The organism is uncultured Merdimonas sp. (assembly GCF_963929015.1).
GTDB lineage: Bacteria > Bacillota > Clostridia > Lachnospirales > Lachnospiraceae > Merdimonas.
On the sequence record NZ_CAWVHE010000013.1, the window covers coordinates 532,873 to 554,895 of the forward strand.

Annotated in this window: 22 protein-coding genes and 1 riboswitch; of the genes, 1 reads left to right on the forward strand and 21 read right to left on the reverse strand. The window is 50.7% G+C overall.

What is annotated here, in order from left to right:
• Positions 1-4: 4 nt before the first annotated feature.
• From glp to pth, 15 genes are all read right to left on the reverse strand, one after another.
• Positions 5-1,237: a gephyrin-like molybdotransferase Glp gene (glp, locus tag ABGT54_RS09615; RefSeq protein ID WP_346663886.1), complete on the reverse strand. Its 1,233-nt coding sequence runs from the start codon at positions 1,235-1,237 to the stop codon at positions 5-7.
• Positions 1,234-1,839: an ABC transporter ATP-binding protein gene (locus tag ABGT54_RS09620; protein ID WP_204907979.1), complete on the reverse strand. Its 606-nt coding sequence runs from the start codon at positions 1,837-1,839 to the stop codon at positions 1,234-1,236. Before ABGT54_RS09620 ends, glp begins: the two co-directional genes overlap by 4 nt.
• The gene (locus ABGT54_RS09625; protein WP_346663887.1) at positions 1,826-2,509 is read right to left on the reverse strand and encodes an ABC transporter permease; all 684 of its coding nucleotides are present in this window, start codon (positions 2,507-2,509) and stop codon (positions 1,826-1,828) included. Before ABGT54_RS09625 ends, ABGT54_RS09620 begins: the two co-directional genes overlap by 14 nt.
• 15 nt (positions 2,510-2,524) lie before the next feature.
• Complete coding sequence (locus ABGT54_RS09630; protein WP_204931047.1) at positions 2,525-3,427, reverse strand: substrate-binding domain-containing protein; 903 nt, start codon at positions 3,425-3,427, stop codon at positions 2,525-2,527.
• Positions 3,428-3,522: 95 nt separating this feature from the next.
• Positions 3,523-3,643, reverse strand: a riboswitch (molybdenum cofactor riboswitch).
• 58 nt (positions 3,644-3,701) lie between these two features.
• Positions 3,702-4,679 carry a GTP 3',8-cyclase MoaA gene (moaA, locus tag ABGT54_RS09635; RefSeq protein ID WP_346663888.1) on the reverse strand — a complete coding sequence of 326 codons (978 nt, stop codon included), beginning with the start codon at positions 4,677-4,679 and terminating at the stop codon, positions 3,702-3,704.
• Between the two features lie 54 nt (positions 4,680-4,733).
• Entirely contained in the window at positions 4,734-5,480 is a 747-nt protein-coding gene (locus ABGT54_RS09640) for a 2Fe-2S iron-sulfur cluster-binding protein (protein WP_204907983.1), read from the reverse strand.
• Positions 5,477-7,279, reverse strand: a complete 1,803-nt coding sequence (locus tag ABGT54_RS09645) for an NADH-ubiquinone oxidoreductase-F iron-sulfur binding region domain-containing protein (protein WP_307998894.1) — start codon at positions 7,277-7,279, stop codon at positions 5,477-5,479. Before ABGT54_RS09645 ends, ABGT54_RS09640 begins: the two co-directional genes overlap by 4 nt.
• A gap of 1 nt (position 7,280) precedes the next feature.
• On the reverse strand, positions 7,281-7,754 hold the full coding sequence (nuoE, locus tag ABGT54_RS09650; protein WP_204907985.1) for an NADH-quinone oxidoreductase subunit NuoE: 474 nt from the start codon (positions 7,752-7,754) through the stop codon (positions 7,281-7,283).
• 20 nt (positions 7,755-7,774) lie between these two features.
• Positions 7,775-8,050, reverse strand: coding sequence for a MoaD family protein (locus ABGT54_RS09655; RefSeq protein ID WP_346663889.1), 276 nt, complete (start codon positions 8,048-8,050; stop codon positions 7,775-7,777).
• A 48-nt stretch (positions 8,051-8,098) separates the two neighbouring features.
• On the reverse strand, positions 8,099-9,901 hold the full coding sequence (locus tag ABGT54_RS09660) for an aldehyde ferredoxin oxidoreductase family protein (protein WP_346663890.1): 1,803 nt from the start codon (positions 9,899-9,901) through the stop codon (positions 8,099-8,101).
• Positions 9,898-10,377, reverse strand: a complete 480-nt coding sequence (locus ABGT54_RS09665; RefSeq protein WP_204907987.1) for a 4Fe-4S dicluster domain-containing protein — start codon at positions 10,375-10,377, stop codon at positions 9,898-9,900. The genes ABGT54_RS09660 and ABGT54_RS09665 overlap by 4 nt, the downstream gene beginning before the upstream one ends.
• A 253-nt stretch (positions 10,378-10,630) precedes the next feature.
• Positions 10,631-11,068, reverse strand: coding sequence for a hypothetical protein (locus ABGT54_RS09670; protein ID WP_346663891.1), 438 nt, complete (start codon positions 11,066-11,068; stop codon positions 10,631-10,633).
• Positions 11,069-11,079: 11 nt separating this feature from the next.
• Positions 11,080-12,189 carry a peptidyl-prolyl cis-trans isomerase gene (locus tag ABGT54_RS09675; RefSeq protein WP_346663892.1) on the reverse strand — a complete coding sequence of 370 codons (1,110 nt, stop codon included), beginning with the start codon at positions 12,187-12,189 and terminating at the stop codon, positions 11,080-11,082.
• Positions 12,190-12,240: 51 nt separating this feature from the next.
• Positions 12,241-15,585, reverse strand: a complete 3,345-nt coding sequence (gene mfd, locus ABGT54_RS09680) for a transcription-repair coupling factor (protein WP_346663893.1) — start codon at positions 15,583-15,585, stop codon at positions 12,241-12,243.
• Positions 15,586-16,176 carry an aminoacyl-tRNA hydrolase gene (gene pth, locus ABGT54_RS09685; protein ID WP_346663894.1) on the reverse strand — a complete coding sequence of 197 codons (591 nt, stop codon included), beginning with the start codon at positions 16,174-16,176 and terminating at the stop codon, positions 15,586-15,588.
• Positions 16,177-16,304: 128 nt separating this feature from the next.
• Here pth and ABGT54_RS09690 point away from each other — a divergent pair, with 128 nt between their 5' ends.
• Complete coding sequence (locus tag ABGT54_RS09690; RefSeq protein WP_346663895.1) at positions 16,305-16,736, forward strand: hypothetical protein; 432 nt, start codon at positions 16,305-16,307, stop codon at positions 16,734-16,736.
• A 32-nt stretch (positions 16,737-16,768) separates the two neighbouring features.
• Here ABGT54_RS09690 and ABGT54_RS09695 read toward each other — a convergent pair whose 3' ends face one another.
• The 6 genes from ABGT54_RS09695 to ABGT54_RS09720 form a co-directional block, all read right to left on the reverse strand.
• Positions 16,769-17,032 carry a glyoxalase gene (locus tag ABGT54_RS09695; protein ID WP_346663896.1) on the reverse strand — a complete coding sequence of 88 codons (264 nt, stop codon included), beginning with the start codon at positions 17,030-17,032 and terminating at the stop codon, positions 16,769-16,771.
• 41 nt (positions 17,033-17,073) lie between these two features.
• Positions 17,074-17,724, reverse strand: a complete 651-nt coding sequence (locus ABGT54_RS09700) for an HAD-IA family hydrolase (RefSeq protein ID WP_346663897.1) — start codon at positions 17,722-17,724, stop codon at positions 17,074-17,076.
• A gap of 105 nt (positions 17,725-17,829) precedes the next feature.
• Complete coding sequence (sigG, locus tag ABGT54_RS09705) at positions 17,830-18,612, reverse strand: RNA polymerase sporulation sigma factor SigG (protein WP_346663898.1); 783 nt, start codon at positions 18,610-18,612, stop codon at positions 17,830-17,832.
• Positions 18,613-18,741: 129 nt separating this feature from the next.
• Entirely contained in the window at positions 18,742-20,349 is a 1,608-nt protein-coding gene (locus ABGT54_RS09710; protein ID WP_346663899.1) for an MBL fold metallo-hydrolase, read from the reverse strand.
• A 50-nt stretch (positions 20,350-20,399) separates the two neighbouring features.
• Positions 20,400-21,140, reverse strand: coding sequence for an RNA polymerase sporulation sigma factor SigE (gene sigE, locus ABGT54_RS09715; RefSeq protein ID WP_346663900.1), 741 nt, complete (start codon positions 21,138-21,140; stop codon positions 20,400-20,402).
• A gap of 17 nt (positions 21,141-21,157) precedes the next feature.
• Positions 21,158-21,949, reverse strand: a complete 792-nt coding sequence (locus tag ABGT54_RS09720; protein ID WP_346663901.1) for a sigma-E processing peptidase SpoIIGA — start codon at positions 21,947-21,949, stop codon at positions 21,158-21,160.
• Between the last annotated feature and the right edge of the window lie 74 nt (positions 21,950-22,023).

A 22,023-nucleotide genomic window follows, 5' to 3' on the forward strand; every position in this document is an offset into this window, starting at 1 on the left:
CTCCTCAAATCAGGAACACTTCCACCATTTCTCCCTTTTTCAGACCTTCCTGATTCTCCGGGATCACAATATATCCGTCTGCTTTCGTCAAAATACTGATCAGTCCGGATCTTCCAAACACCGGTACTGCTTTTGTCCTGCCATCCTCTCCGCGAAGGAGCTGTACCGTCTGACAGACAGCTCTTCCTGGCGCCGCAGGAACATTTACGGTAAGCTCTGCCGGCACAGGCCATGACTTTTTCCCACCGTTTATATCTTCCCACAGCCAGCCGATCAGAAGCTGAAATACGATCATTGCCGCGGACGGATGCCCGGGCAGGCCTAAAAGGATCGTTCCGGTCGGCACATCATATCCCAGGATCGTAGGCTTTCCCGGCTTCAATGCCAGGCCCTGTGTCAGGATCCCCTCACTGGCAAGTTCCCCGATCACAGACGCTGTCTCGTCTTTTTTCCCTTTGGAACTTCCTCCGGAAACAGCCACGATGTCACTTTGCCGCATCGCACTGCGTACCGTTTCCTCCAAAAGCCCTCTTTCGTCTTTTAAAAGGAAGCAGCCGCTCACGTCAAACCCCATTTGTCTGGCAATCGCCTCCAGGCCGTAATTATTGATATTGCGTACTTTTCCCGGTTCCATCCTGTCGCCCGGCGCGATCAGTTCATCCCCGGTTGCAATAATGGTCACACTCCAGGGTTTTACTACCGTTACGCTTTCCTCTCCGACAGCCGCCAGAAGACCGATCTCCTGCGGTCTTAAACGGGTTCCCTTTGTCAGGACTTTTTCGCCTTCCTGTACATCATCTCCCGCGTGCACAATATTTCCTCCTGCCGGAACCGAATGACAGACCGCAGTCTCTGTTTCAGAAAACAACTCGCAGTATTCTATCATAACAACTGCGTCAGCCCCTTCCGGAATCATGCCGCCGGTCGGAATGTACATACATTCTCCCGGACGGATCCCGTGTTCCGGCACACGTCCCATCTCTATTTCCCCTGTGATCTGAAGGAAAGCAGGGACACTGTCTGAGGCGCCTGCTGTATCTGCACTTCGCACTGCATATCCGTCTACCGTAGATCTGTCAAATCCCGGTACCGGCTCTTTTGCGTGCACATCTTCTGCAAGGATCCCGCCAAGCGCCTCTTCAAGCGGAACTCTCCGCTTCTTTACTTCCTGATCCTGCACAGCCTTCTTTAATTTTTCTCTGGCCCCGTCCACGGTGTCTACCTGAAGCAGTTTCATTTTTCCACCACTCTTCCTTTTTCCATATGATGGACGACCTCACACAACTGGTGGACCGCCTCCATCTGATGACTTACAATGACCCATGTGATCGGATCTTTCTTCTGGATCTCCCGGATCATTTCTGTAAAGAGAGCCTCGCTCTCCGGATCCAGATTGGAAAATGTCTCATCAATCAAAATAATCCTGGGGCGGAAAATCACAGCCCGCAGGAAAGAAAGCTTCTGTCTTTCTCCACTGGATAAGGATCTGGCATACTGTTTCTTCTGTGCCAGAAGCCCTGCTTTTTCTAACAGTTCATCTACTCGCCCTTCTTCAGGCCGGATCTTTCGAATCTGCAGTGGATAGATCAGATTTTTATATACGGTTGTGTCCATCAGATAAGGACGCTGGGACATCATCGTGATCTCCCGGGAAGTCACCCCTTCATAATCGATCCTTCCCTGATCCGGCTTATAAATTCCCGCGATCGTCTTAAGAAGAACCGTCTTTCCACAGCCGTTAGGGCCGATGATCCCATGGATCCGCCCCGGTTCTATATCCAGGTGATCGATCTGAAGTCTGAATGTTCCTATTCTTTTTTCCAGATCAGTAATTTTCATCTTCCTGTTCCTCCCTCTGCAGCATATCACAGATCCACTGAAGGACAAACGCCATCAAAAGAAGCAGAATGCCAAGCGCTACGCCTTCTGTAAATATCCCCTGACTTTTCAAAAGAGAAATCGTTGTCGTCATGGTACGGGTACGTCCCCGAATATTTCCTCCCACAAGCATGACCGCGCCCACTTCACTGATGGAGCGTCCAAACCCTGTCACCATGCAGAAATAAATCTCTTTTCGCAGTTCTCTTATGATAAGCCGGATGGTCTGCCATCTGTCCGCTCCCATGGTTACGGCAAATTCCCGGATAGAAGGAGCAGATCTTCGAAGATAAGAATAGATCATGCCGCAGATAATGGGGGTGATGATCAGCGTCTGGGCGATCACCATCCCCTGGATCGTAAACAACAGCGACAGAGGACCAAGCGGTCCTCTACGCATCAGCAAAAGATAAACGATCAATCCGACCACTACAGGCGGAGAGCCCATCAGTGTCCGGTTGATGCGGATCACGATCTTTTTCCCCGGAAAGCGGAACCGCTCCAGCAGGAGCCCGAACGTGATCCCCAGTACAGAAGCAATCGCAGTGGAGCAGACTGCCATCGTAAACGTCACTCTCACAGCACTCAATATATTCGGATCCGACAGTACGTTTTTCAGCCAGTCTGCCATCTTCACTACCTCCTGTTACGCGTCTGTTCCTGCGTTGGGTGTAAACAGAGCCTGTCCGTACTCTTCTACCCCGTATTCACCGATCAGTTCCTGCACTTCATCAGAACAGATCCACTCGATAAAGTCATTCGCACCTTCATTGTTCACTTCCGGATATTTTTCCGGATTAACAGCGATCACGCCATATTGATTCAGCAGACTGTCGTTTCCTTCACATACAATGTCAAGCTGATAGTCAAGGGTTGCATCCTGGCTCTGCTTCAGCCATGTGCCGCGGTCGGTCAGGCAGTATGCCTGCTGCTCGTCCGCCATGGTAATGGTAGCGCCCATACCCTGTCCGGATTCTACATAATTCGGATCTGTTGCCGGGTCAAGTCCCAGTTCTTCCCAGATTCCCTTTTCCTTCTTATCCGTACCGGAGTCATCGCCTCTGGATACAAACGGAAGCTGATCGTTTATGATCTGCGTAAAGACTGCATTGATATCATCCGTCTTCTCAATCGGTGAAGAAGGTCCTACCACGATAAAGTCATTGTACATAACCGGAAATCTCTCGACTCCGTATCCCTCTGCCACAAATTCTTCTTCACTGGATTTGGCATGTACCAGCACCACATCTACGTCTCCGCTCTCACCCATGGCAAGCGCTTCACCGGTACCGACTGCCGTCCATTCCAGATCCCATCCGGTATCCTCTTTGAACAGAGGCTGAAGATAATCCAGAAGGCCGGTATCCTCTGTACTGGTAGTCGTTGCCATCATAAGCGTTCCCTTGTCTTCCGGCGCCGCTTCTTCTGCCTGTTCTTCCGTCTTGGCATCGGTATCTTCGCTTTCCGCAGACTCTTCAGACTGTCCAGCACAGGCTGTCAGTCCAAGACACATCACTGTTACCAAAAAAGCTGCTGTTAACTTCTTCATAAAAATCTCCTCCTTTTCAGTCAGCTGTTTTTTTTGTTTTGCCATTTTTCCAAAAGAAAATGGCCTCTGAAAAAGAAGACCACACAAAATGAACCTGTTCCATTTGCGGATATTCTTTTCAAAACCGGAAGGCATCTTCTTTTCAAAAGATCCCCTTTGGCCTGCTGCCATGACATGTTCAGTTTTAGGCAGACAGGCTCGAATTCCTGCAATCTGTATGAAATTGTATGCCGCCTGCAAATGCCTTCTTCTTTTTCCCCCTTTCTTCCTGTACTTATCCTCCGATCTCAAACATATCTTTCTGTTCAAAATCCAGAGAATCCTTTTCTTCAAAATGATGGCAGGCCGGCTTGTAATAAATCGCTCTTTCTACCGCCTGTATCAGTTCTTCTTCCGAAACCTCCGCGCGTACAAGTTTCCTTAAATCCTCCCCTGCCGCATACTGAAGGCAGGGTTTTAAGAACCCCTCCGCTGTCAGACGGATCCGGTTGCACTCTGAACAGAATTTATGAGAAAGGGCGCTGATAAACCCGATCTTTCCTGCAAACCCTTCAAACCGGACGTATTTCGCAGGCCCGTTTCCAAAATGCCCGCTGGCTGTCTGCTCCCGGCCAAAAGAGGATCTTAATCTTTCCAAAACCTCTTCTTCAAAACCAGTCTGAAATTTTTTTCCGAGCCCCACCGGCATCATCTCAATAAACCGGACGTCCACAGGGCGGTCCTTTGCAAGTTCTGCGATCTTTGTCCACTGGCTCTCATTGATCCCGGGCAGCAACACACAATTAACCTTCACCTTCAGACCCGGGCAGGCGATCGCCGCCTCCAGGCCCTCCACTGCCGACGCAAGCGCATCTCTTCTTGCAATCTGTGCATACATTCCGGGATCCAGCGTATCCAGACTGATATTAACCGCGCTGATCCCCGCTGCCACAAGATCCTCCAGCTGTTCTTTCAACAAAACGCCGTTTGTAGTAACGGTTACTTCCTCTATCCCTGGCAGGGCTTTTATATCTCCTGCAAGCCCTGCCAGATTCTTTCTGACAAGGGGCTCTCCCCCTGTCAGTTTGATCCTGGTAATCCCCGCTGCAGCAGCTGCATTTACGATCCTTGTGATTTCTGCATATGTGAGAATATCCTGGTGGGACACCTGGTCCACTCCTTCTTCCGGCATACAGTAAATGCAGCGCAGATTACAGCGGTCGGTAACCGACACTCTCATGTAATTGATCTGTCTTCCGTATTGGTCTTTCATGAGTCGGCATCCTTTCTTCCTTAAATAAAACGTGATCGAAACACTACCTCTATTCTACACGATTCCATAGGTATGTGCCATGATATCTGTCATTTTTTTCTTTCTGCATGTAGGACAGAGTTCCTCCGGCTCTTCTCCCGCCCTTCTGGCGGCAAGTGCAATCTCTTCCCTGGTGCCTACGGGCGCGCCGCACTCGCGGCAGTGGACGATCTCAAAGGTCCGTCCCCACACCTCTCTTGTCTGCCCGTCATCCTTAAAAGTAATGGCTTTTGTCGGGCAGATATAGGCGCAGCTTAAGCAGCCCACACAGTCTTTGGAGGGTTCGTCATAGGGCGTGGAGATCTTCTTTGCCGTACCCCGTAGCACGGTGGAGATAGCTCCCGTCCCCAGCTTTGCACAGGCCCCTGCACAGAGACCGCACATGATGCATTTCTCCCCGTCGATTGCCGCAAACCGGCTTCCGTCCGCCGCGCCGTAAGCTTTACACAGCGCGTCGATCACGTCGCTTTCCGGCGCTCTCTCCTTCAGGAGCATAAGCACCACGGCCCGGTCTTCTTTGACACGCTCGCTGTCGGTATAGACTTCACACGGCCGCTCCACCGGATACACGCAGGATACTACGATCTTACTCCTGCCCTTTTCCACAACTTCCACCAGACACACCCTGCAGCAGGCCTGTCCGGAGATTGCAGGATGATGGCACAGCGTCGGGATATAAAAACCATTCCGTCTTGCCACATCCAGCAGGAACTCGCCTTTTTCGCAGGTGCATTTTTTTCCGTTAATGGTAATCTCTATCATGCTTCCTGCCCCCTTCCCACTGCTTTTACCGCGTCAAACCTGCAGGCCTCTCTGCAGCTTCCGCAGGAAATACATTTTGAAGGATCGATCCTGTGCGGCATCTTCTTTTCTCCACTGATGGCTCCGGCCGGACATCCCTTTGCACACATATCACAGCCGATACACTTCGCCTCATCGATCTCAAACCGGGTCAGATTCTTGCAGACGCCTGCCGGACATCTCTTTTCCCGGATATGGGCTTCATACTCATCCCGGAAATACTTGATCGTCGTAAGGATCGGGTTAGGCGCGCTCTTGCCAAGACTACACAACGATGCGTCCTGCACGGCGTGGCCGATCCGCTCCAGCAGTTCAATGTCTCCTTCTCTTCCTCTGCCCTCGCAGATATCTGTCAGGATCTCCAGCATCCTCCGCAGGCCTTCCCTGCAGGGCGTACACTTGCCGCAGCTCTCCTCACAGAGGAAATTCGTATAATACCTAGCCACTTCCACCATACAGCTTCTGTCATCCATAACGATCATACCGCCGGATCCCATCATGGCGCCGTACTTTGCCAGAGAATCAAAATCCACCTTCAGATCCAGCATGCTCTCCGGAATACAGCCGCCGGAAGGACCGCCTGTCTGTACCGCCTTAAAAGGCCGGTCCCCGATGATCCCGCCGCCGATATCAAAGATCAGATGCCGGAGCGATGTTCCCATGGGCACTTCCACAAGGCCGGTTCTTTTTACCTTTCCTACCAGGGCAAATACCTTGGTCCCTGTACTCGTCTCTGTACCGATTTCGGCAAATTTCTTTCCTCCGTCCCGGATGATCAGCGGAATATTCGCCAGTGTTTCTACATTATTCAGAACGGTAGGCTGGTCCCAGAGTCCTTTCTGGACAGAACGGATATACTTTGCCCGGGGTTCTCCTACCCTTCCCTCGATAGATGCCATAAGAGCCGTGGATTCTCCACAGACAAAGGCTCCTCCTCCACGGACCACAGACAGATGCAGTCTCTTTGACGAACCCATGACAGATTCCCCGATGATCCCCCGCGCTTCTGCGTCTTCCAGCGCCTTTTTCACATGCTTCACTGCCAGGTCATATTCATCCCGGATATAGAAGAATCCTTCTTCCGCCCCGATGGCAATGGCTGCGATGGCAAGGCCCTCGATCACCGCATGGGGATCGCCTTCCAGGATCGACCGGTCCATGAATGCGCCCGGGTCTCCCTCGTCGCCGTTGCAGGCCACATACTTGGGGAAGTTATCATAGGAAGCCGCTGTGCGCCACTTCCTTCCGGCAGGGAATCCGGCCCCGCCCCGTCCCCGCAGTCCGGACGCTTCCACTTCTGTGATCACTTCGTCCGGCGTCATCTGCAGGGCTTTCTTAAGCGCCTCATAGCCGCCCAGTTCCAGGTAGTCCTCAATATTCTCCGGATCGATCTTTCCAATATGACGGAGAGCCAGTTTCTGCTGATGTGCGTAGAAAGGGTTTTCCTCCTGGGAACGAACCCGGTTCCCCTCATTATCTTTATACATGAGCCTAGGGATCTCCTGATCTTCCAGCACACTCTTCTCCAGAATTTCCGGCACATCTTTTGGTTTTACTTTATAGTAGACCAGATTATCCGGCATGATCTTCACGATCGGACCATTTTCGCAGAAACCGTTACATCCCGTTGTCTTAATCTGCGGAATCACATCGGCGTCCGCGCCGTTTTTTTCTATTTCACTGCGGAAGGCTTCTACCACGTTCATACTGCCGTTTGCCCGGCACCCGGTGCCGCAGCAGATCAATATCTGTTTCTTCATATTACTCAGCACCGCCTTCCTTCACTCCCTGAATAATTTCCTTTAATTTTTCCAGGGTAACCTTTCCATAATAGACGTCGTCCACAACCAGAACCGGGGCCAGAGCACAGGAGCCCAGGCAGTTGACCGTCTCCAGGGAAAACATGCCGTCCTGCGTGGTCTCCCCCGGACCGATCTTGAGTTCTCTTCGGATCCCGTCGATCAGAGTCGACGCACCCCTGATATGGCAGGCCGTGCCGTCGCAGCATTTAATAATATGTTTTCCCTTGGGCACCAGACTTAATGCCTTATAAAAGGTTGCCATGGCATAAAGGGAAGACACCGGGCACTGAAGTTCTTCTGCCAGCGCTTCCATTCCCTCTCTTGGCACATACTGGAATTCCCGCTGCATATCCTGCATGATGGCAAGTGCATACCGCCGGTCCGGCTGGTAAGAATGTATGATTTCTTCAATCCGCTTCTCGGATACTTCCATCCTGATTCACCACCTTATCCTTAACCGCCAGCCACCACAGGGAATATAGATACGGTATCCGTCGGAAGCAGCTTCGTGTCGATCCCTCCAAGATGCTCCACATGCCTTCCGTTTACCAGGATAATGATCTCTTCACCCAGATCCGTTCCGTCGGGGGTCAGCAGCTTTTCCCGCAGTCTGTTCCCGTAAGTCTCACTCAAAGCCTGGGTCAGCTTCCGGACATCCTCCTGATACGGAAAGTCCACGATCTTGCAATTTGTATATTCCCTGAGATAGGCAAAAAATTTAACAGTCATTTTCTTACTCCCTGCAGGCGGCATTTGCCGCCTGCATCCTGTAATCCTTTATAATCCAAGTTCCCTGTCTTTTTCCGGTGTGGGGATGCCTTCTGTATCCCATCCTCTCAGCTGATAGTATTCCTGAAGCATGGTGTGCAGTTCATTGACCTTTCCCTGCGCCGGACCGTCCGGCAGCTGCTCTCTTAAAAGTCTTGGCGGAAGGGTATCTTTTTCCACGCCGGCTGCAATATTAAACTTCTTCTCCAGGTTCCAGACTCTCTCGCCTTTCAGCAGGATCTCCGCGTCGCTTTCATCGCTGCCCACCGCTTCCCTGTACTGCGCCGCAAATTCCGGCAGTCCAAGAGCAAAAGAGGTAAACAGGCAGACGCCTGTAGAATCGATCAGAGCCGTCAGATCCTGGAAGGTCTTCAGCATGGAAGCCTTTCCTTCTGTTACCAGAGGATCCATCTTAACCGGCAGTCCAAGTACCTCCGGAGAGGTCATGTAACCACGCACATGACATCCGCCCCGGTTGGAGGTGGCATATTCCAGTCCGATGCCCTGCAGGGCACGGCCGTCATAGGCAGGCATCTCCTGCTTCTTTACAGACATGGACAGTTCCGGATGTCCGTATTTTTCCGCCAGCCGGTAGGAACCCATGGCAAGCTGCTTTCCGAATCCCTCGTTCTTTCCTGTCATCTCTGCCAGCTTCACCATGGTCGCTGCATCGCCGAAGCGTACCGGGATGCCTCCTGTATCTTCTTCTGTCAGATAGCCTTCCTCAAAGAGTTCCATGGCACAGGCAATGGTCGCTCCCAGAGTGATAGGGTCGAATCCATATTCATTACAGAGAAAGTTTGCCTTGCAGACCGCTTCCAGATCGTCGATACCGCAGTCCGCGCCAAAGGACCATCCCGCCTCGTACTCCGGTCCCTCGCCCCTGGACTTGAAGGGACCGCTCGGAATATCCACCACGCGTCCGCATCCGATACAGCATCCGAAGCATCCTTTGTTCCGGATCAGGTATTTCTCTGTCAGCGTCTCGCCGGAAATATTGTCCGCTTTTTCATAAACCGCTCCATCACGGCCGTTGCGAAGCGGAAGTCCGCCGCTCTCATTGATGATATTGACCAGGATCTCTGTTCCGTAAGCTGCCAGTCCTGTTCCGGTTACCGGGTGCGCCTTTAAAGTCGTCCTTGCGTTCTCGATGGCCTCCATAAACTTCTCCGGTCTGGACACATAGATGGATTTTGTTCCTTTCACAACGACTGCTTTCAGCTTTTTGCTTCCCATCACAGCGCCCAGGCCGCCCCGGCCTGCCGCACGGTGTTTATCGTTCATCACGCCGGCATACAGGCAGAGATTTTCTCCGGTCGGTCCGATACAGGATACCCGGAAGGACTGTCCGCAGATCCGGTTCAGCTCATCCGTGGTCTCATAAACCGTCTTGCCCCAAAGTCCGGAAGCGTCTCTTAACTCCACTTCATCGTCATTGATATAAAGATACACCGGATGATCACTTACTCCTTCAAAAATGATCCCGTCATATCCCGCATACTTCAGTTCCGGTCCGAAATGTCCTCCGGAGTTTGCCGCTCCGATGGTGCCGGTAAGCGGCGCTTTTGCCACCACTTCAAACCGGCCGCTGCAGGCTGCCGCCGTTCCGGTCAGAGGTCCTGTCATAAAGATCAGATTGTTATCCGGCCCCAGAGGATCGATCTTCGGATCCACCTCATCACAGAAATACTTGGTTCCCAGGCCTCTGGCTCCTACAAAATCTTTTGCAGCCTCCATATTGAGCGGTTCCTTTTTTATCGTTCCCTTAGAAAGATCCACGCGAATGATCGTTCCCATATATCCGTTCATCATGCCTTTGCCTCCTCTCCGAATACGTCTTTAAAACGGTCGGCCACAGCACGTTTTCTGTCCATTCCTTCATCCGGGTCCTCAAATGTGATCGCTCCGGTCGGGCAGAATTTTGCGCATTTGGGTTCCCCGCCGCACAGATCGCACTTATGTACCTGTTTTTTCTCTTTGTTAAAACTGATATTGCCAAGCGGACAGGCATTCATACACATCTTACAGCCGATACATTTCGCATGGTCCATAACAACCGCGCCGATCTCATTCCTGCTGATCGCTCCTACCGGACAGACCTCCAGGCAGCAGGGGTCTTCACACTGCAGGCACATAACAGGAATATTGATGGCTGCTTCTTCGTATGCCATGACTGTCACATTGGCATTTCTCGGATTGAACGCCTGATCATGTCCGAACGAACAGACCAGTTCACAGGTTCTGCATCCGATACATTTTTCGGGCTTGATCATCAACTGTTTTCCCATTCTACACTGACCTCCTTTACATAAAAAAATCCACTATCGTATCTTCCGATACAATAATGGCCCCTTCGCAATCAGGCAGGCGGCCCCGTTCCCGGTGCCACCCATTGGTCCGGTCTTCCCGCATGCAAATCGGACACATGCGTCGGAAGCACAGGACTCGGAGTTTGTCTAAATGTTTCTTTTTATCATTATATTACAAATCTCCTTATTATTCCATATTTATTTCAATCTTTTTGAAATTATTCAAATTTGTCTAATAATTCACACAATCGCCGACCCGGATTCTGCCATCACTAAGGCTGACTGCATACCAGCATTCTTTCTTCAGAAGGCAGGGAAGTCCTTTCTGCACTCTTGCACACTCCTGAAAGCACCGGCTCTTCCCCCGCCGGATCTTAAGGCTTGCTTCGCCGCATCTGATCTGCATTCCTTTTTGAAAACCAGACGGCTCGCCCTGCGTCTCAATCCAGATATTTGCTTTAAATCTCTGAAAGCAGAGTCCCTCAACCTCCTGCCGCTTCATCCATTCCTTTACAAAACAGGTACAGATGCTGACAGGGGCATCCGGATCTTCAAAATGAAGATCCCCCCGGATGCCCCTTCCTTTCTTTACCTGTACCTGTTCCTCTCTCCGGCCAGGTTTTCCTTTTTCTTCAAAAACATACAGATCACTGATATAGGATTCTTTCATGATACCCTTCCCTATTCTTCGGATTCTTCCTCCGCCTGCTGCTCCGCCACGTCATCGGTCTGCACCTGATCTGCGTAGTCCTCTGTCTCGTCCTGCACAGCCGTCACTTTCAATGTCTTAAAGTCAACCTTGTCCCACACATTGTCATGGACGGTGATATTCACATCATTTCTCCATCCTTCGCAAGTCTCATTATAAAGATCGGTCTTTCGCTGTGAAATGATAGTTTCCTTTTCCGCATCCGTGGCTTCCTGATCAAACAGGCTGGTGACTCTTGCCACATAATAGCCGCTGTCCGTCTCGATCATCCCTGTGGTCTCGCCTTCCTTAAGCTGATCTGCAGCCTCTACAACCTCTGCCGCAGGGCTTAAGGAATCTGCGTCAAAAGTAGCTGTCTTTGCTTCCAGTCCCTGTTCGGAAGCGTAAGCTGCAAAATCCGCCTGATCCTTAACCGCGTCCGCAAAGGTCTGGGCCTGGACTTTGGCAGTCTCTTTTACAATTTCTTCGTCCGCACTGTCCCCGTCTTCTGCAGCATCCTCTCCGGATGTGTCCCCGGAATCGGTTGTCTGCGAAGAAAAGAATACATACTGCATACTCTTCTGCGCGGCTTCCTCATCGGACACCTCAGTATCCACATCCGCCTGGATCGCTTCCATCATTTTTTCCTGGATCGCCAGCAGGGTCATGACCCGCTCAACGGTATCCACATTTCCGGACACCTTTTCTTTTTCTTCCAGGCCATTCTGCTCATCAAACTTTTTCGCTGCATCTTTGATGGCCTGTTTCTCCCCGTCAGACAGGGAGACCTCATACTCGTCCATGTGCTGTTCCAGGAGCACCATATCCTCCAGCTGGACCAGGACCGCGTCCTTTACATATTCCTCATAGGTCTGGCCTTCTTCCGCCTCTGTATCCCACATATTGTCTCCCATATATGCCGCATAATAGGTCTCGTACTGCGCCTGGTTATACCTGGCAAAGAAATTGGCCACATCGCCTGTGATCTCAACATCGCCCACAGTAGCGACAACGTCATCTTCCCCGATGGAAGAACCGCATCCGGTAAGGGAGGCCATTGCCAGGGCTCCCGCCAGTACATAGATTCCTGCTTTTCTTTTCATGGTTCTCTGTATCCTCCTTTGCGCCATTAACTGTTATATTATAGCCTTTTTTCAGGCTTCAATCAATCCTTTCAGGCCAATTAATACATTTTTCACAGTCTCCAGCACATCTTCGCTTTTTTCCTTTCCGCTTCGCCCCTTCTTTTCATAAATAAAGCAGGGACATCCTCCTTCTGTACGGACGCTTAAGTCCCCGTGGAAAGATTCCACCAGAGAAGGGATACGCTCCGGCGCCACCTTTGCCTTTTCATACATTCCAAAAAAGAACCTGGATCCCTTCTGTTCTACTGAAGTGACATAAGCCTGGTGTGCAAGCGTCTTTAATGCCGCCACCTGAAGAAGCTTTTCCACCTTCTTTGGGATGTCTCCAAACCGGTCCAGAAGTTCTTCTGTCATGTCTTCCATCTCTTCTTCATTCTCAATAGCCGCAATCCTCTTGTATACATCCAGTTTCTGATATTCATTGGAAATATAAGTATCTGGAATAAAAGCGTCCACATTCAGATCCATGGTCGTGGTAAAATCTTCCTCCTGAATCTCTCCTTTGAGGAGACGGACCGCTTCATTCAACATCTTGCAATACAGGTCGTATCCCACGGCCTCCATATGGCCATGCTGTTCTGCCCCCAGAAGGTTGCCCGCTCCGCGGATCTCCAGATCCCGCATGGCAATCTTAAAACCACTGCCCAGATCTGTAAACTCCCGGATAGCGGCCAGGCGCTTCTCTGCCACTTCCTTAAGCATCTTATCCCGGCGGTAAAGCAAAAAGGCATAGGCCATCCGGCTGGACCTTCCTACTCTTCCCCGCAGCTGATAGAGCTGTGAGAGGCCGAGCCTGTCGGCATCGTGGATGATCATCGTATTGACGTTAGAAATATCAAGCCCCGTTTCGATGATCGTGGTAGAAACCAGCACGTCAATTTCCCCGTTGATAAAATCATACATGATCCGCTCCAGCTGATGTTCCCGCATCTGACCGTGGGCATAGGCCACAGACACCTCCGGCACCAGCTTCTGGATGTGGGCTGTGATCTCCGCAATATCCTCCACCCGGTTATACACATAATAAACCTGTCCCTGGCGGGCACATTCCCGCTCAATGGCCTCCCGCACCATTTCATCGTTATATTCCATCACATAGGTCTGGATGGGGAGCCGCTCCTCCGGCGCTTCCTCCAGTACGCTCATGTCCCGGATCCCGATCAGACTCATGTGAAGCGTCCTTGGGATGGGCGTAGCCGTCAGTGTCAGCACATCTACATTTTCCTTCATCTTTTTAATCTTTTCTTTGTGCTGAACCCCGAATCTTTGCTCTTCATCAATGATCAGAAGCCCCAGATCTTTAAACTTTACATCTTCGCTTAACACCCGGTGGGTGCCGATCACAATGTCTACCAGCCCCTTCTTCGTATCGGCCGCCGTCTTTTTCAGCTGAGCCGCCGTCCGAAACCGGCACATCAGATCGATCCGCACCGGAAAATCCTTCATGCGCTGAACAAACGTATTATAGTGCTGCTGAGCAAGGATCGTGGTCGGCACCAGATACACCACCTGCTTATCTTCCTGCACTGCTTTGAAAGCGGCGCGGATGGCAATCTCTGTCTTGCCGTAGCCTACGTCCCCGCAGATCAGCCGGTCCATGATCTTCGTACTCTCCATATCCTTTTTTACCGCCTCAATGGCAAGGAGCTGGTCTTCTGTCTCTTCAAAAGGAAACATTTCTTCAAATTCCTTCTGCCAGACCGTATCTTTTCCATAGGCAAATCCATCCTGCTCCTGCCTGGCTGCGTAAAGCTCCACCAGATCCCGCGCGATCTCCCGGACCGCTCCTCTGACTCTGGTTTTGGTCTTCGTCCACTCCTGGCCTCCCAGACGGTTCAGCTTCGGCTTCTTTGCATCTGATCCTGCATATTTCTGGATCAGATCCAGCTGCGTTGCCGGAATATACAGATTGCCGCCCTGAGCGTAGGAAATCTTCATATAATCCTTGGTGATCTTATCTACCTCGATCTTCTCAATGCCCTGATAGATCCCAAGTCCGTGATTTTCATGGACAACATAATCCCCCGGCTTCAGTTCGGAAAAGCTCTGGATCTTACGCCCCTCATAGGTTTTTCGTTTCTTTTTCTTCTTCACCTTTCCGAAGATATCAGTCTCAGAGATCACTGTAAACTTCAGCATCGGATACTCATAGCCCTCTGCCACATGACCGTAGGCCGTCATGATCTCTCCCGGCTCTGCCACCCGTTCCAGATCGTCGCTGAAATAACTGCTCAGATCGTAGTCTCTTAAATCTTCCGCCAGACGTCTGGCCCTTGTCCTGGAGCCTGATAGCAGAATCACCCGGTATCCGTTTCTTTTCAGCCGTTTCAGATCACGGGTCAGAAGTTCAAAACTACTGTTATATGGATTGATATTTTTGGCATGGATATGAAAAGAATCCCTTACCAGAAGCCCCTTACACCGCATATCCAGGGCGTAAAATCCGATGGAACTGTAGCGGTTGATCTTTTTTAAGATCTCCTCTGCAGGATAAAGCCGGACCTCCCCGTCCTTCATCTCATACCCGCTCTCCACCCGTTTTTTCTGTGCCTCTATAAACTCATCTTCCACTCCCTGGCCTTTTTCCAGCAGCCGGACTGGTTCGTCCAGAAATAAAAGCGTAGATTCCGGGGCAAAATAATCCAGGAAGGAAACGCCTCTTTGTTCTTCCCCGGGAAATTCTATGGCAGGGCAGATGGCAATCTCCTGAAGATTCTCCACGGATCTCTGACTTTCCACGTCAAAGGTCCGGATAGAATCCACCTCATCCCCCCACAGCTCAATCCGCACCGGCATCTCTTCTGTCAGCGGAAAAACATCCAGGATCCCTCCTCTTACAGCAAACTGACCCTTCCCCTCGATCTGTACCACTCTCTCATAGCCCAGCAAAGAAAGCTGTTTCTCCATTTCAGCCAGATCGAGGCTGCTGTCATAACGGATCCTTATGGTCTGTGCGAGCAGCGTCTCCCTGGGGATCAGCGCATCCATCATGGCGTCAAAGCTGGTGACAACCGTCAGGGGTCCTCCTTCTGCCACCGCTTCCAGCACTTCCATCCGCTGGCTTACCAGCTCCCGGCTCCTTAGATCTGCCTGATAAAACAGCAGATCTTTGGCCGGATAAAGCAATACTCCCGGATCCAGAAAGCGGTACTCTTCAAAGATCTGCCTCGCCCTGGACTCGCTGGAACATATGATCACCTTGTACGGACATCCTTCGCTTAGCCCGTACATCATATGGGTCTTCTGGGAATTGACGCACCCCAGGATCCGGATCGTCCCTGGGGCTTTTGTTTTCTCTTTTTCAATTACTTCAAAGTCCGCAAGCTCCTGGAGCGGACGGATCAGCGCCTGCATCTATTCTCCGGCCTCCTTCGGTTTCACCTTTTTGTTAAATGTATTCATCGCTTCATCCAGATTTCCGTCCAGGATCATCTCTACAGCCCGGACCGCATTCTGATAACCTTCTTCCATCAGGACCTTCTCTCCTTTGGAAAAATGCCCCAGTACATAATCTGCCAGATCATATCCCTTTGGCTTCTCCCCTACGCCGATCTTGATCCTGGGAAAGACGTCCGTGCCAAGATGGGCAATGATGTTTTTGATGCCATTATGACCGCCGGCGCTCCCCTTTCTGCGGATCCGAAGCTGTCCCACATCCAGGCTCACATCATCGTAGATCACAAGAAGTTCCTGTTCTTCATCAATTTTATAATAATCTGCCAGCGCTCCGATGCTTTCTCCACTTAAGTTCATGTAAGTCTGTGGCTTAACCAGAAGAACCTTATGTCCGCCGATCATCCCTTTTCCAGTCAGAGCCCGGCTCTTTCTTATCTCTACTGGTATATGATACCGTTCCGCAATGGCATCTATGACTGCAAATCCCACATTATGTCTGGTACCCTCGTAGGCCAGTGTGGGATTGCCAAGCCCTGCTATGATAAACATATCGCATCACTCTCCTTATATCCTTATTCATTCTACAGGAAGCGTTTTCGTTTGTCACGCAAAATGTCAGGAATAATTTTTCCCTTTTTTACATACATTATAGAAAAGTAATCACCAAGGAGGTCTTTATGAGTTCCAAGACTAAAATTATCGTACTGCATATGAAAGAGATCATTTATACCCTGGTTTTCGCGGCCCTGGCAATCCTTCTGATCCTTCTTCTGATCGTTATGTTTCGCCCGGATCCGAAAAAAACTGCTGCGGAAACCTCTAAATATATTCCCGGCGTCTACACCTGCGCGCTGACAGTCAACAACACCGACCTGGAAGTGGAGGTTACGGTTGATGAATCCCGTATCAATTCCATCCGTTTTGCCAATCTAAGTGAATCGGTTGCTGCCATGTACCCACTGATGCAGCCGGCCATTGAAGAGATTGCCGGACAGATCCTGGAGCGCCAGTCCCTGGACGACATCCGGTATTCTTCTGACAGTCCCCATACCTCCCAGTTGATCCTGGACGCCATAGGATCAGCGCTTAAAAAAGCCCGGGCTTCTTAACAAAGCCAGGGCTTTTCTTCTCTGCTTTGACCTTACCCTTCTACAATCAGGTACCGGCCGTCCGGAAGCGCAAAGATTTCAGAGGCTTCCTCTATCTCTTCCGGAGACATTCCATCCACATCCATCCCGTCTTCTTCCAGATATTTTTTCACTTCATCCAGGCTGTCTGCCACAACCGCCATACAATCCTCCAGAAAGGCTTCTGCTTCTTCCAGAGTCTCTGCCACCGGTTCGTCAAACAGCTGTCCCTGCTGCTTCAAAAACGTCTTCAGACATTCTTCATCATACTCATACATCTTCCTTCCCTCCTGTCCTGTGTCTTTCTTTTCTTTCGTGTCTACCGGACATATGCAGACAGCTCTGCCGGACTGTCTATCACAATCCCGGCGCCGGCCTGCCGCAGTTCTTCGCCGGTGCGAAATCCCCAGGATACGATCACAGTTTTAACCCCTGCGTTTTCCCCGGTCTTTATGTCTACTTCCGAATCCCCTACATAGAGGCAGTCTTCTTCCGGAACAGACAGTGTTTCGCAAATGTGCCGGATGCCTGCAGGATCCGGTTTTCTCCTGATGTTCTTCTGCTGGCCGGACACATAGTCAAAGACGCCTTTTCCAAAAATGTCTTCCACTACTTTTACCGCCTGCTCGTGAGGTTTGTTTGACAACACTGCCAGCCGCACATCCTCTTTTTTTAATTCGTCCAAAAGAGCGGTGATCCCCGGATAGGGTACTACATGATATGTACAGTTCTCATCAAAAATACGCAGATAAACCGCAAGCGCTTCTTCCAGCCTCTGTCCACTCTTCTCCCCGACCGCTTCCAGCGTCCGCTCCATCAGCATTCTGGCGCCGTTTCCCACATATCTGCGGCACTGCTCTTTGGTGATCCCCGGAAGTCCCAGCTCTTCCATCGTAGCGTTCACAGAATAAACCATGGAATCCAGGGTGTCTGTCAAAGTTCCATCCAGATCAAATATACAAGCCTTCATTTGTGTGTATCTCCCTTCTGCATTTATCATAGTATGGCGCTCCTGAAATTGCAAGGAGATTCTTCCGGCAAGTCTTCTTCTGCCCGCAGGCAGGATCCCCTGCGCCTAATCCGCCAGATACTGGCGCATCACGCGCAGGGCGTGCTTTTCCAGTCTGCTGACCTGGGCCTGGGAGATCCCGATATGATCCGCCACTTCCATCTGGGTCTTTCCCTCGAAGAAACGCAGCCGGATGATCAGCTGCTCCCTTTCATTCAGATGATCCATGGCCGCCTGTAAAGACAGATCTTCCACCCACTTCTCTTCCCGGCTCCTGTTGTCGCTGATCTGATCCATTACATAGAGGGCGTCCCCTCCATCGTTATACACCGGCTCCTGCAGGCTCATGGGCACCTGTATGGCGTCCAGCGCAAATACGATATCCTCTTTGGAAATTCCGATCTCTTCGGCAATCTCCTGTATGCTTGGCTCCCTCAGGTTGTGTTTCAGATAGCTCTCTTTTGCATGGATCGCCTTGTACGCCGTATCCCGCAAAGATCTGCTCACCCGGATCGAGCTGGTATTGTCCCGCATGTACCTCCGGATCTCCCCTATGATCATGGGTACCGCATAGGTGGAGAACTTTACGTCCAGCTCTGTATTAAAATTATTCACCGCCTTGATCAGTCCAATGCAGCCGATCTGAAACAGGTCGTCCGGATTTTCCCCGCTGGCGCCAAAACGTTTGATCACGCTCAACACCAGACGCAGATTCCCCTTAATGTACTCCTCTTTTGCCTGACTGTCTCCTGCCTTAATACGGACAAACAAAGCTTCCTTTTCTTTTTCATCCAGAACCGGAAGCTTTGCTGTATTTACCCCGCATATTTCTACTTTTCCCTGTGCCATTTTCTAAGAACCTCCTGCCAGATCAAGATAATATCTAGTAGAATGATTCTCCATATGGCATGTTGTTATTCCGTTTTCCTTTGAAATAAAAAAACTTTTAGTCCTTGACAGATCCGGTCCGTCCGGACATCAACGATCCCATTTGTCCGCAAGATTCTGGATCTGACTTTCAAATTTCGCCAGTTCCTTATTGGCAAGCCCTTCGTTTTTATACACCACTTCAAGCAGCCTTTTTGCAGCGGCAACCACCCGGTTGAAGGCAGCCTGCGCCTTGCTTCTTGCCGGCTTCTCCACTGCTTTCTTTGGCGCTTTCACGCCTTCTGTCAATATCTGATTGGCTGCCAGGTCTATGGTTCCGCCGGAGTAAGGAGCAAAGGCGGGACACCCAATGGTCTCCTCCACCAGAGACGCAAAAGAATCTGTCACCGTATCCTCCCCGTGTACCACGATCACACGGGAAAGCGGAGTCTCAAATCCCTTCAGCCATCCCAGAAGCCCGTTCATATCCGCATGTCCGCTGATGCCGTTTAACACTTCAATCCTGGCATTTACCGTAATACTCTCGCCAAAAAGCTTTACACTTTCCGCTCCTTCGATCAGCCTGCGGCCAAGCGTCCCTGCCGCCTGATACCCTACAAAACAGACCGTACATTCCGGACGCCACAGGTTATGTTTCAGATGGTGGCGGATCCGTCCTGCCTCACACATACCGGAAGCCGACAGGATGACCTTTGGCTTCTCATCAAAGTTGATCATTTTGGACTCCTCGCTGGTGATAGTCGTCTTAAGTCCCGGAAATACCAGCGGATTGATCCCCTGCTCGATCAGGGCAAGCGCCTCCTCATCAAAACAGGACTTTACATTTTTATTAAACACATTGGTGGCCTCGATCGCCAGCGGACTGTCCACATAAACTTCAAATCCCGGATACTCCGGCAAAAGATCCTTTTCCTTGATCTCCCGGATAAAATAAAGAATCTCCTGAGTACGTCCCACCGCAAAGGAAGGGATCACCACATTTCCTCCCCGGGCAAATGTTTCCCGAAGGATCCTTGTAAACTCACTGACATAATCCGGCCGTTCTTCCCCGTGGGTCCGGTCTCCATAGGTAGATTCGATCACCACATAGTCCGCTTCTTTTACCGGCGTCGGATCTTTTAAAATAGGCTGGTCTGTGTTCCCCACATCTCCGGAAAATACAATCTTCCTGGAAACGCCCTCCTCTGTGATCCATACCTCAATACTGGCCGATCCCAGGAGATGGCCGATATCCTGAAAGCGCACTTCGACCCCCTCACACAGGGTGATCTTCTGATTGTAATCGCAGGGCGCAAGAAGACGGATCGCCGCATCCGCGTCCGCCATATCATAGATCGGCTCATAGAGAGGATCGCCGCTCCTCCTTGCCTTGCGGTTGCGCCACTGTGCCTCTGACACCTGGATGTGGGCGCTGTCACGAAGCATAATACTGCAAAGATCTGCAGTTGCAAACGTGGTAACAATATCACCGCTAAATCCATGTTTGCACAACAGTGGAATATTCCCCGAATGATCAATATGGGCGTGGGTCAGAAGGATAAAATCAATATCCCCCGGCGAAACAGACAATTCCTGGTTCTCATAGAGATCCGGGCCCTGTTCCATGCCGCAGTCGATCAAAATATTTTTCCCGCAGGCTTCCAGCAGGTGGCAGCTCCCCGTCACTTCATGTGCCGCTCCAAAACAGCTAAGTCTCATATACCCATCCCCTTTTTCTTTTTATTGTAACATGCTTCCCGGGGAACGCGCTATGAATATTTTACCATCTCTTTTTTCAGCCTTGCCATAATCTTTTTTTCCAGTCTGGAAATGTAGGACTGTGAGATTCCAAGAATATCCGCCACTTCTTTCTGGGTCTTCTCCTTCCCGTCATAAGTGCCAAGACCGAATCGCATCTGAATGATCGCCCGCTCCCTTCCAGACAGGCGGCCGACTGCCACAAGCAGCTGCTTTCGCTCTGCCTCTGTTTCCAGATCTTTATAAATAGAGTCTTCCTCCGTGCCAAGAATATCCGAAAGCAGCAGCTCATTTCCATCCCAGTCCACATTCAGCGGCTCATCTATGGACACCTCCATCCGTGTTTTGTTGTTGCGCCTTAGATACATCAAGATCTCATTTTCTATACATCTGGACGCATAAGTAGCCAGCTTTATATTTTTCTCCGGATTAAAGGTGTTGATGGCTTTAATAAGGCCTATCGTCCCGATGGATATCAGATCTTCCACCCCCACTCCCGTATTGTCAAACTTCTTGGCAATATACACCACAAGACGCAGATTGTGTTCGATCAAAAGCTTCCTTGCTCTTTCATCTTTTCCGCCTCCAAGATCCCCAATCGCAGCCGCCTCCTCTTTTGTATCAAGAGGCGCGGGAAGGATGTCTGCTCCACCGATATAATGGATTTCCCTAAGATCCGGAAAGAAAAATGTATACAGATCAGACACAATCTTTGTTTTCAGCCGGCGCGGAGCCGTCAGATTCAGCAGCATGATAGCATTCCTCCCATTCAGATATTTACGTTTAAAATAATGTCGCAGAGGTCTGTGACACTCTCCTGTTCACAGACCGCAACCACCGGACGGCGGATCGTTATGACACGCCTCCTTCTTCCTGCTCCTGTACAGATTTCCATCTGGTCCAGTTCCAGAAGCGGCATCACTCCTCTCTCCTTTCCCACAGAATGGAATACAACCACACGTCCTCCCGCAAACGCTTCCTCTCCCGCAAGCGCCCTGGCAGCTTTTCTGCCAATAATATGTACCGGTTTCCCGGTGCCGGGATCCGTAAGTCTGTTGCCACTGTCCAGCATGCCTTTCAGATGCAGTGTCTTTTCCCCTTTTACGACTTTCACAAGACATTTGTATTCCCCTCTTCCACACAGTCTTACCGCCAGATCCCACACACGCGACACCAGAAGATACGCCGCCACGGCAAGAAACAGGAACAAACTAAGGCTGCGGGCAAAGGGCCGGAGCACATACAGGACTCCGCCCATCAGAAATCCGCCAAAATAAAGAAACAGCCAGGAAAGAAGGATCTCCCGCTTCTCCTCTGGTTGGAAACAGATCTTCAGCATCACAAAATTGACAAAGACATGAAAAAGAATCTTCTTCAGCCAGGGCATAAGATCTGGCGCAGCCAGGATCACACAGGTAAGAAAAGCTCCCGCAAACGCCCCCAGAAAAACCCGGCCGATCCCCGCATGAAGCCTGACAAGCCGTCCGGTGAGCAAAAGGAGAAAAATGTCCATCATAAAATTTTCCAGAAAAAACACATCTATGTACAGTTCATAGTACACGGCACACCCTCTTTCCTCTTTGGATCAGAACGAAAGGTCCGAAAGGCAAGCTCTATTATAAAGATTCGGGGATA

Coding starts and splice junctions, on each gene's coding strand:
- glp (WP_346663886.1), bottom strand. CDS start 1,237: ATGAAACTGCTTCAGGTAGACACCGTGGACGGGGCCAGAGAAAAATTA.
- ABGT54_RS09620 (WP_204907979.1), bottom strand. CDS start 1,839: ATGAAAATTACTGATCTGGAAAAAAGAATAGGAACATTCAGACTTCAG.
- ABGT54_RS09625 (WP_346663887.1), bottom strand. CDS start 2,509: ATGGCAGACTGGCTGAAAAACGTACTGTCGGATCCGAATATATTGAGT.
- ABGT54_RS09630 (WP_204931047.1), bottom strand. CDS start 3,427: ATGAAGAAGTTAACAGCAGCTTTTTTGGTAACAGTGATGTGTCTTGGA.
- moaA (WP_346663888.1), bottom strand. CDS start 4,679: ATGAAAGACCAATACGGAAGACAGATCAATTACATGAGAGTGTCGGTT.
- ABGT54_RS09640 (WP_204907983.1), bottom strand. CDS start 5,480: ATGATAGAGATTACCATTAACGGAAAAAAATGCACCTGCGAAAAAGGC.
- ABGT54_RS09645 (WP_307998894.1), bottom strand. CDS start 7,279: ATGAAGAAACAGATATTGATCTGCTGCGGCACCGGGTGCCGGGCAAAC.
- nuoE (WP_204907985.1), bottom strand. CDS start 7,754: ATGGAAGTATCCGAGAAGCGGATTGAAGAAATCATACATTCTTACCAG.
- ABGT54_RS09655 (WP_346663889.1), bottom strand. CDS start 8,050: ATGACTGTTAAATTTTTTGCCTATCTCAGGGAATATACAAATTGCAAG.
- ABGT54_RS09660 (WP_346663890.1), bottom strand. CDS start 9,901: ATGATGAACGGATATATGGGAACGATCATTCGCGTGGATCTTTCTAAG.
- ABGT54_RS09665 (WP_204907987.1), bottom strand. CDS start 10,377: ATGGGAAAACAGTTGATGATCAAGCCCGAAAAATGTATCGGATGCAGA.
- ABGT54_RS09670 (WP_346663891.1), bottom strand. CDS start 11,068: ATGAAAGAATCCTATATCAGTGATCTGTATGTTTTTGAAGAAAAAGGA.
- ABGT54_RS09675 (WP_346663892.1), bottom strand. CDS start 12,189: ATGAAAAGAAAAGCAGGAATCTATGTACTGGCGGGAGCCCTGGCAATG.
- mfd (WP_346663893.1), bottom strand. CDS start 15,585: ATGCAGGCGCTGATCCGTCCGCTCCAGGAGCTTGCGGACTTTGAAGTA.
- pth (WP_346663894.1), bottom strand. CDS start 16,176: ATGTTTATCATAGCAGGGCTTGGCAATCCCACACTGGCCTACGAGGGT.
- ABGT54_RS09690 (WP_346663895.1), top strand. CDS start 16,305: ATGAGTTCCAAGACTAAAATTATCGTACTGCATATGAAAGAGATCATT.
- ABGT54_RS09695 (WP_346663896.1), bottom strand. CDS start 17,032: ATGTATGAGTATGATGAAGAATGTCTGAAGACGTTTTTGAAGCAGCAG.
- ABGT54_RS09700 (WP_346663897.1), bottom strand. CDS start 17,724: ATGAAGGCTTGTATATTTGATCTGGATGGAACTTTGACAGACACCCTG.
- sigG (WP_346663898.1), bottom strand. CDS start 18,612: ATGGCACAGGGAAAAGTAGAAATATGCGGGGTAAATACAGCAAAGCTT.
- ABGT54_RS09710 (WP_346663899.1), bottom strand. CDS start 20,349: ATGAGACTTAGCTGTTTTGGAGCGGCACATGAAGTGACGGGGAGCTGC.
- sigE (WP_346663900.1), bottom strand. CDS start 21,140: ATGCTGCTGAATCTGACGGCTCCGCGCCGGCTGAAAACAAAGATTGTG.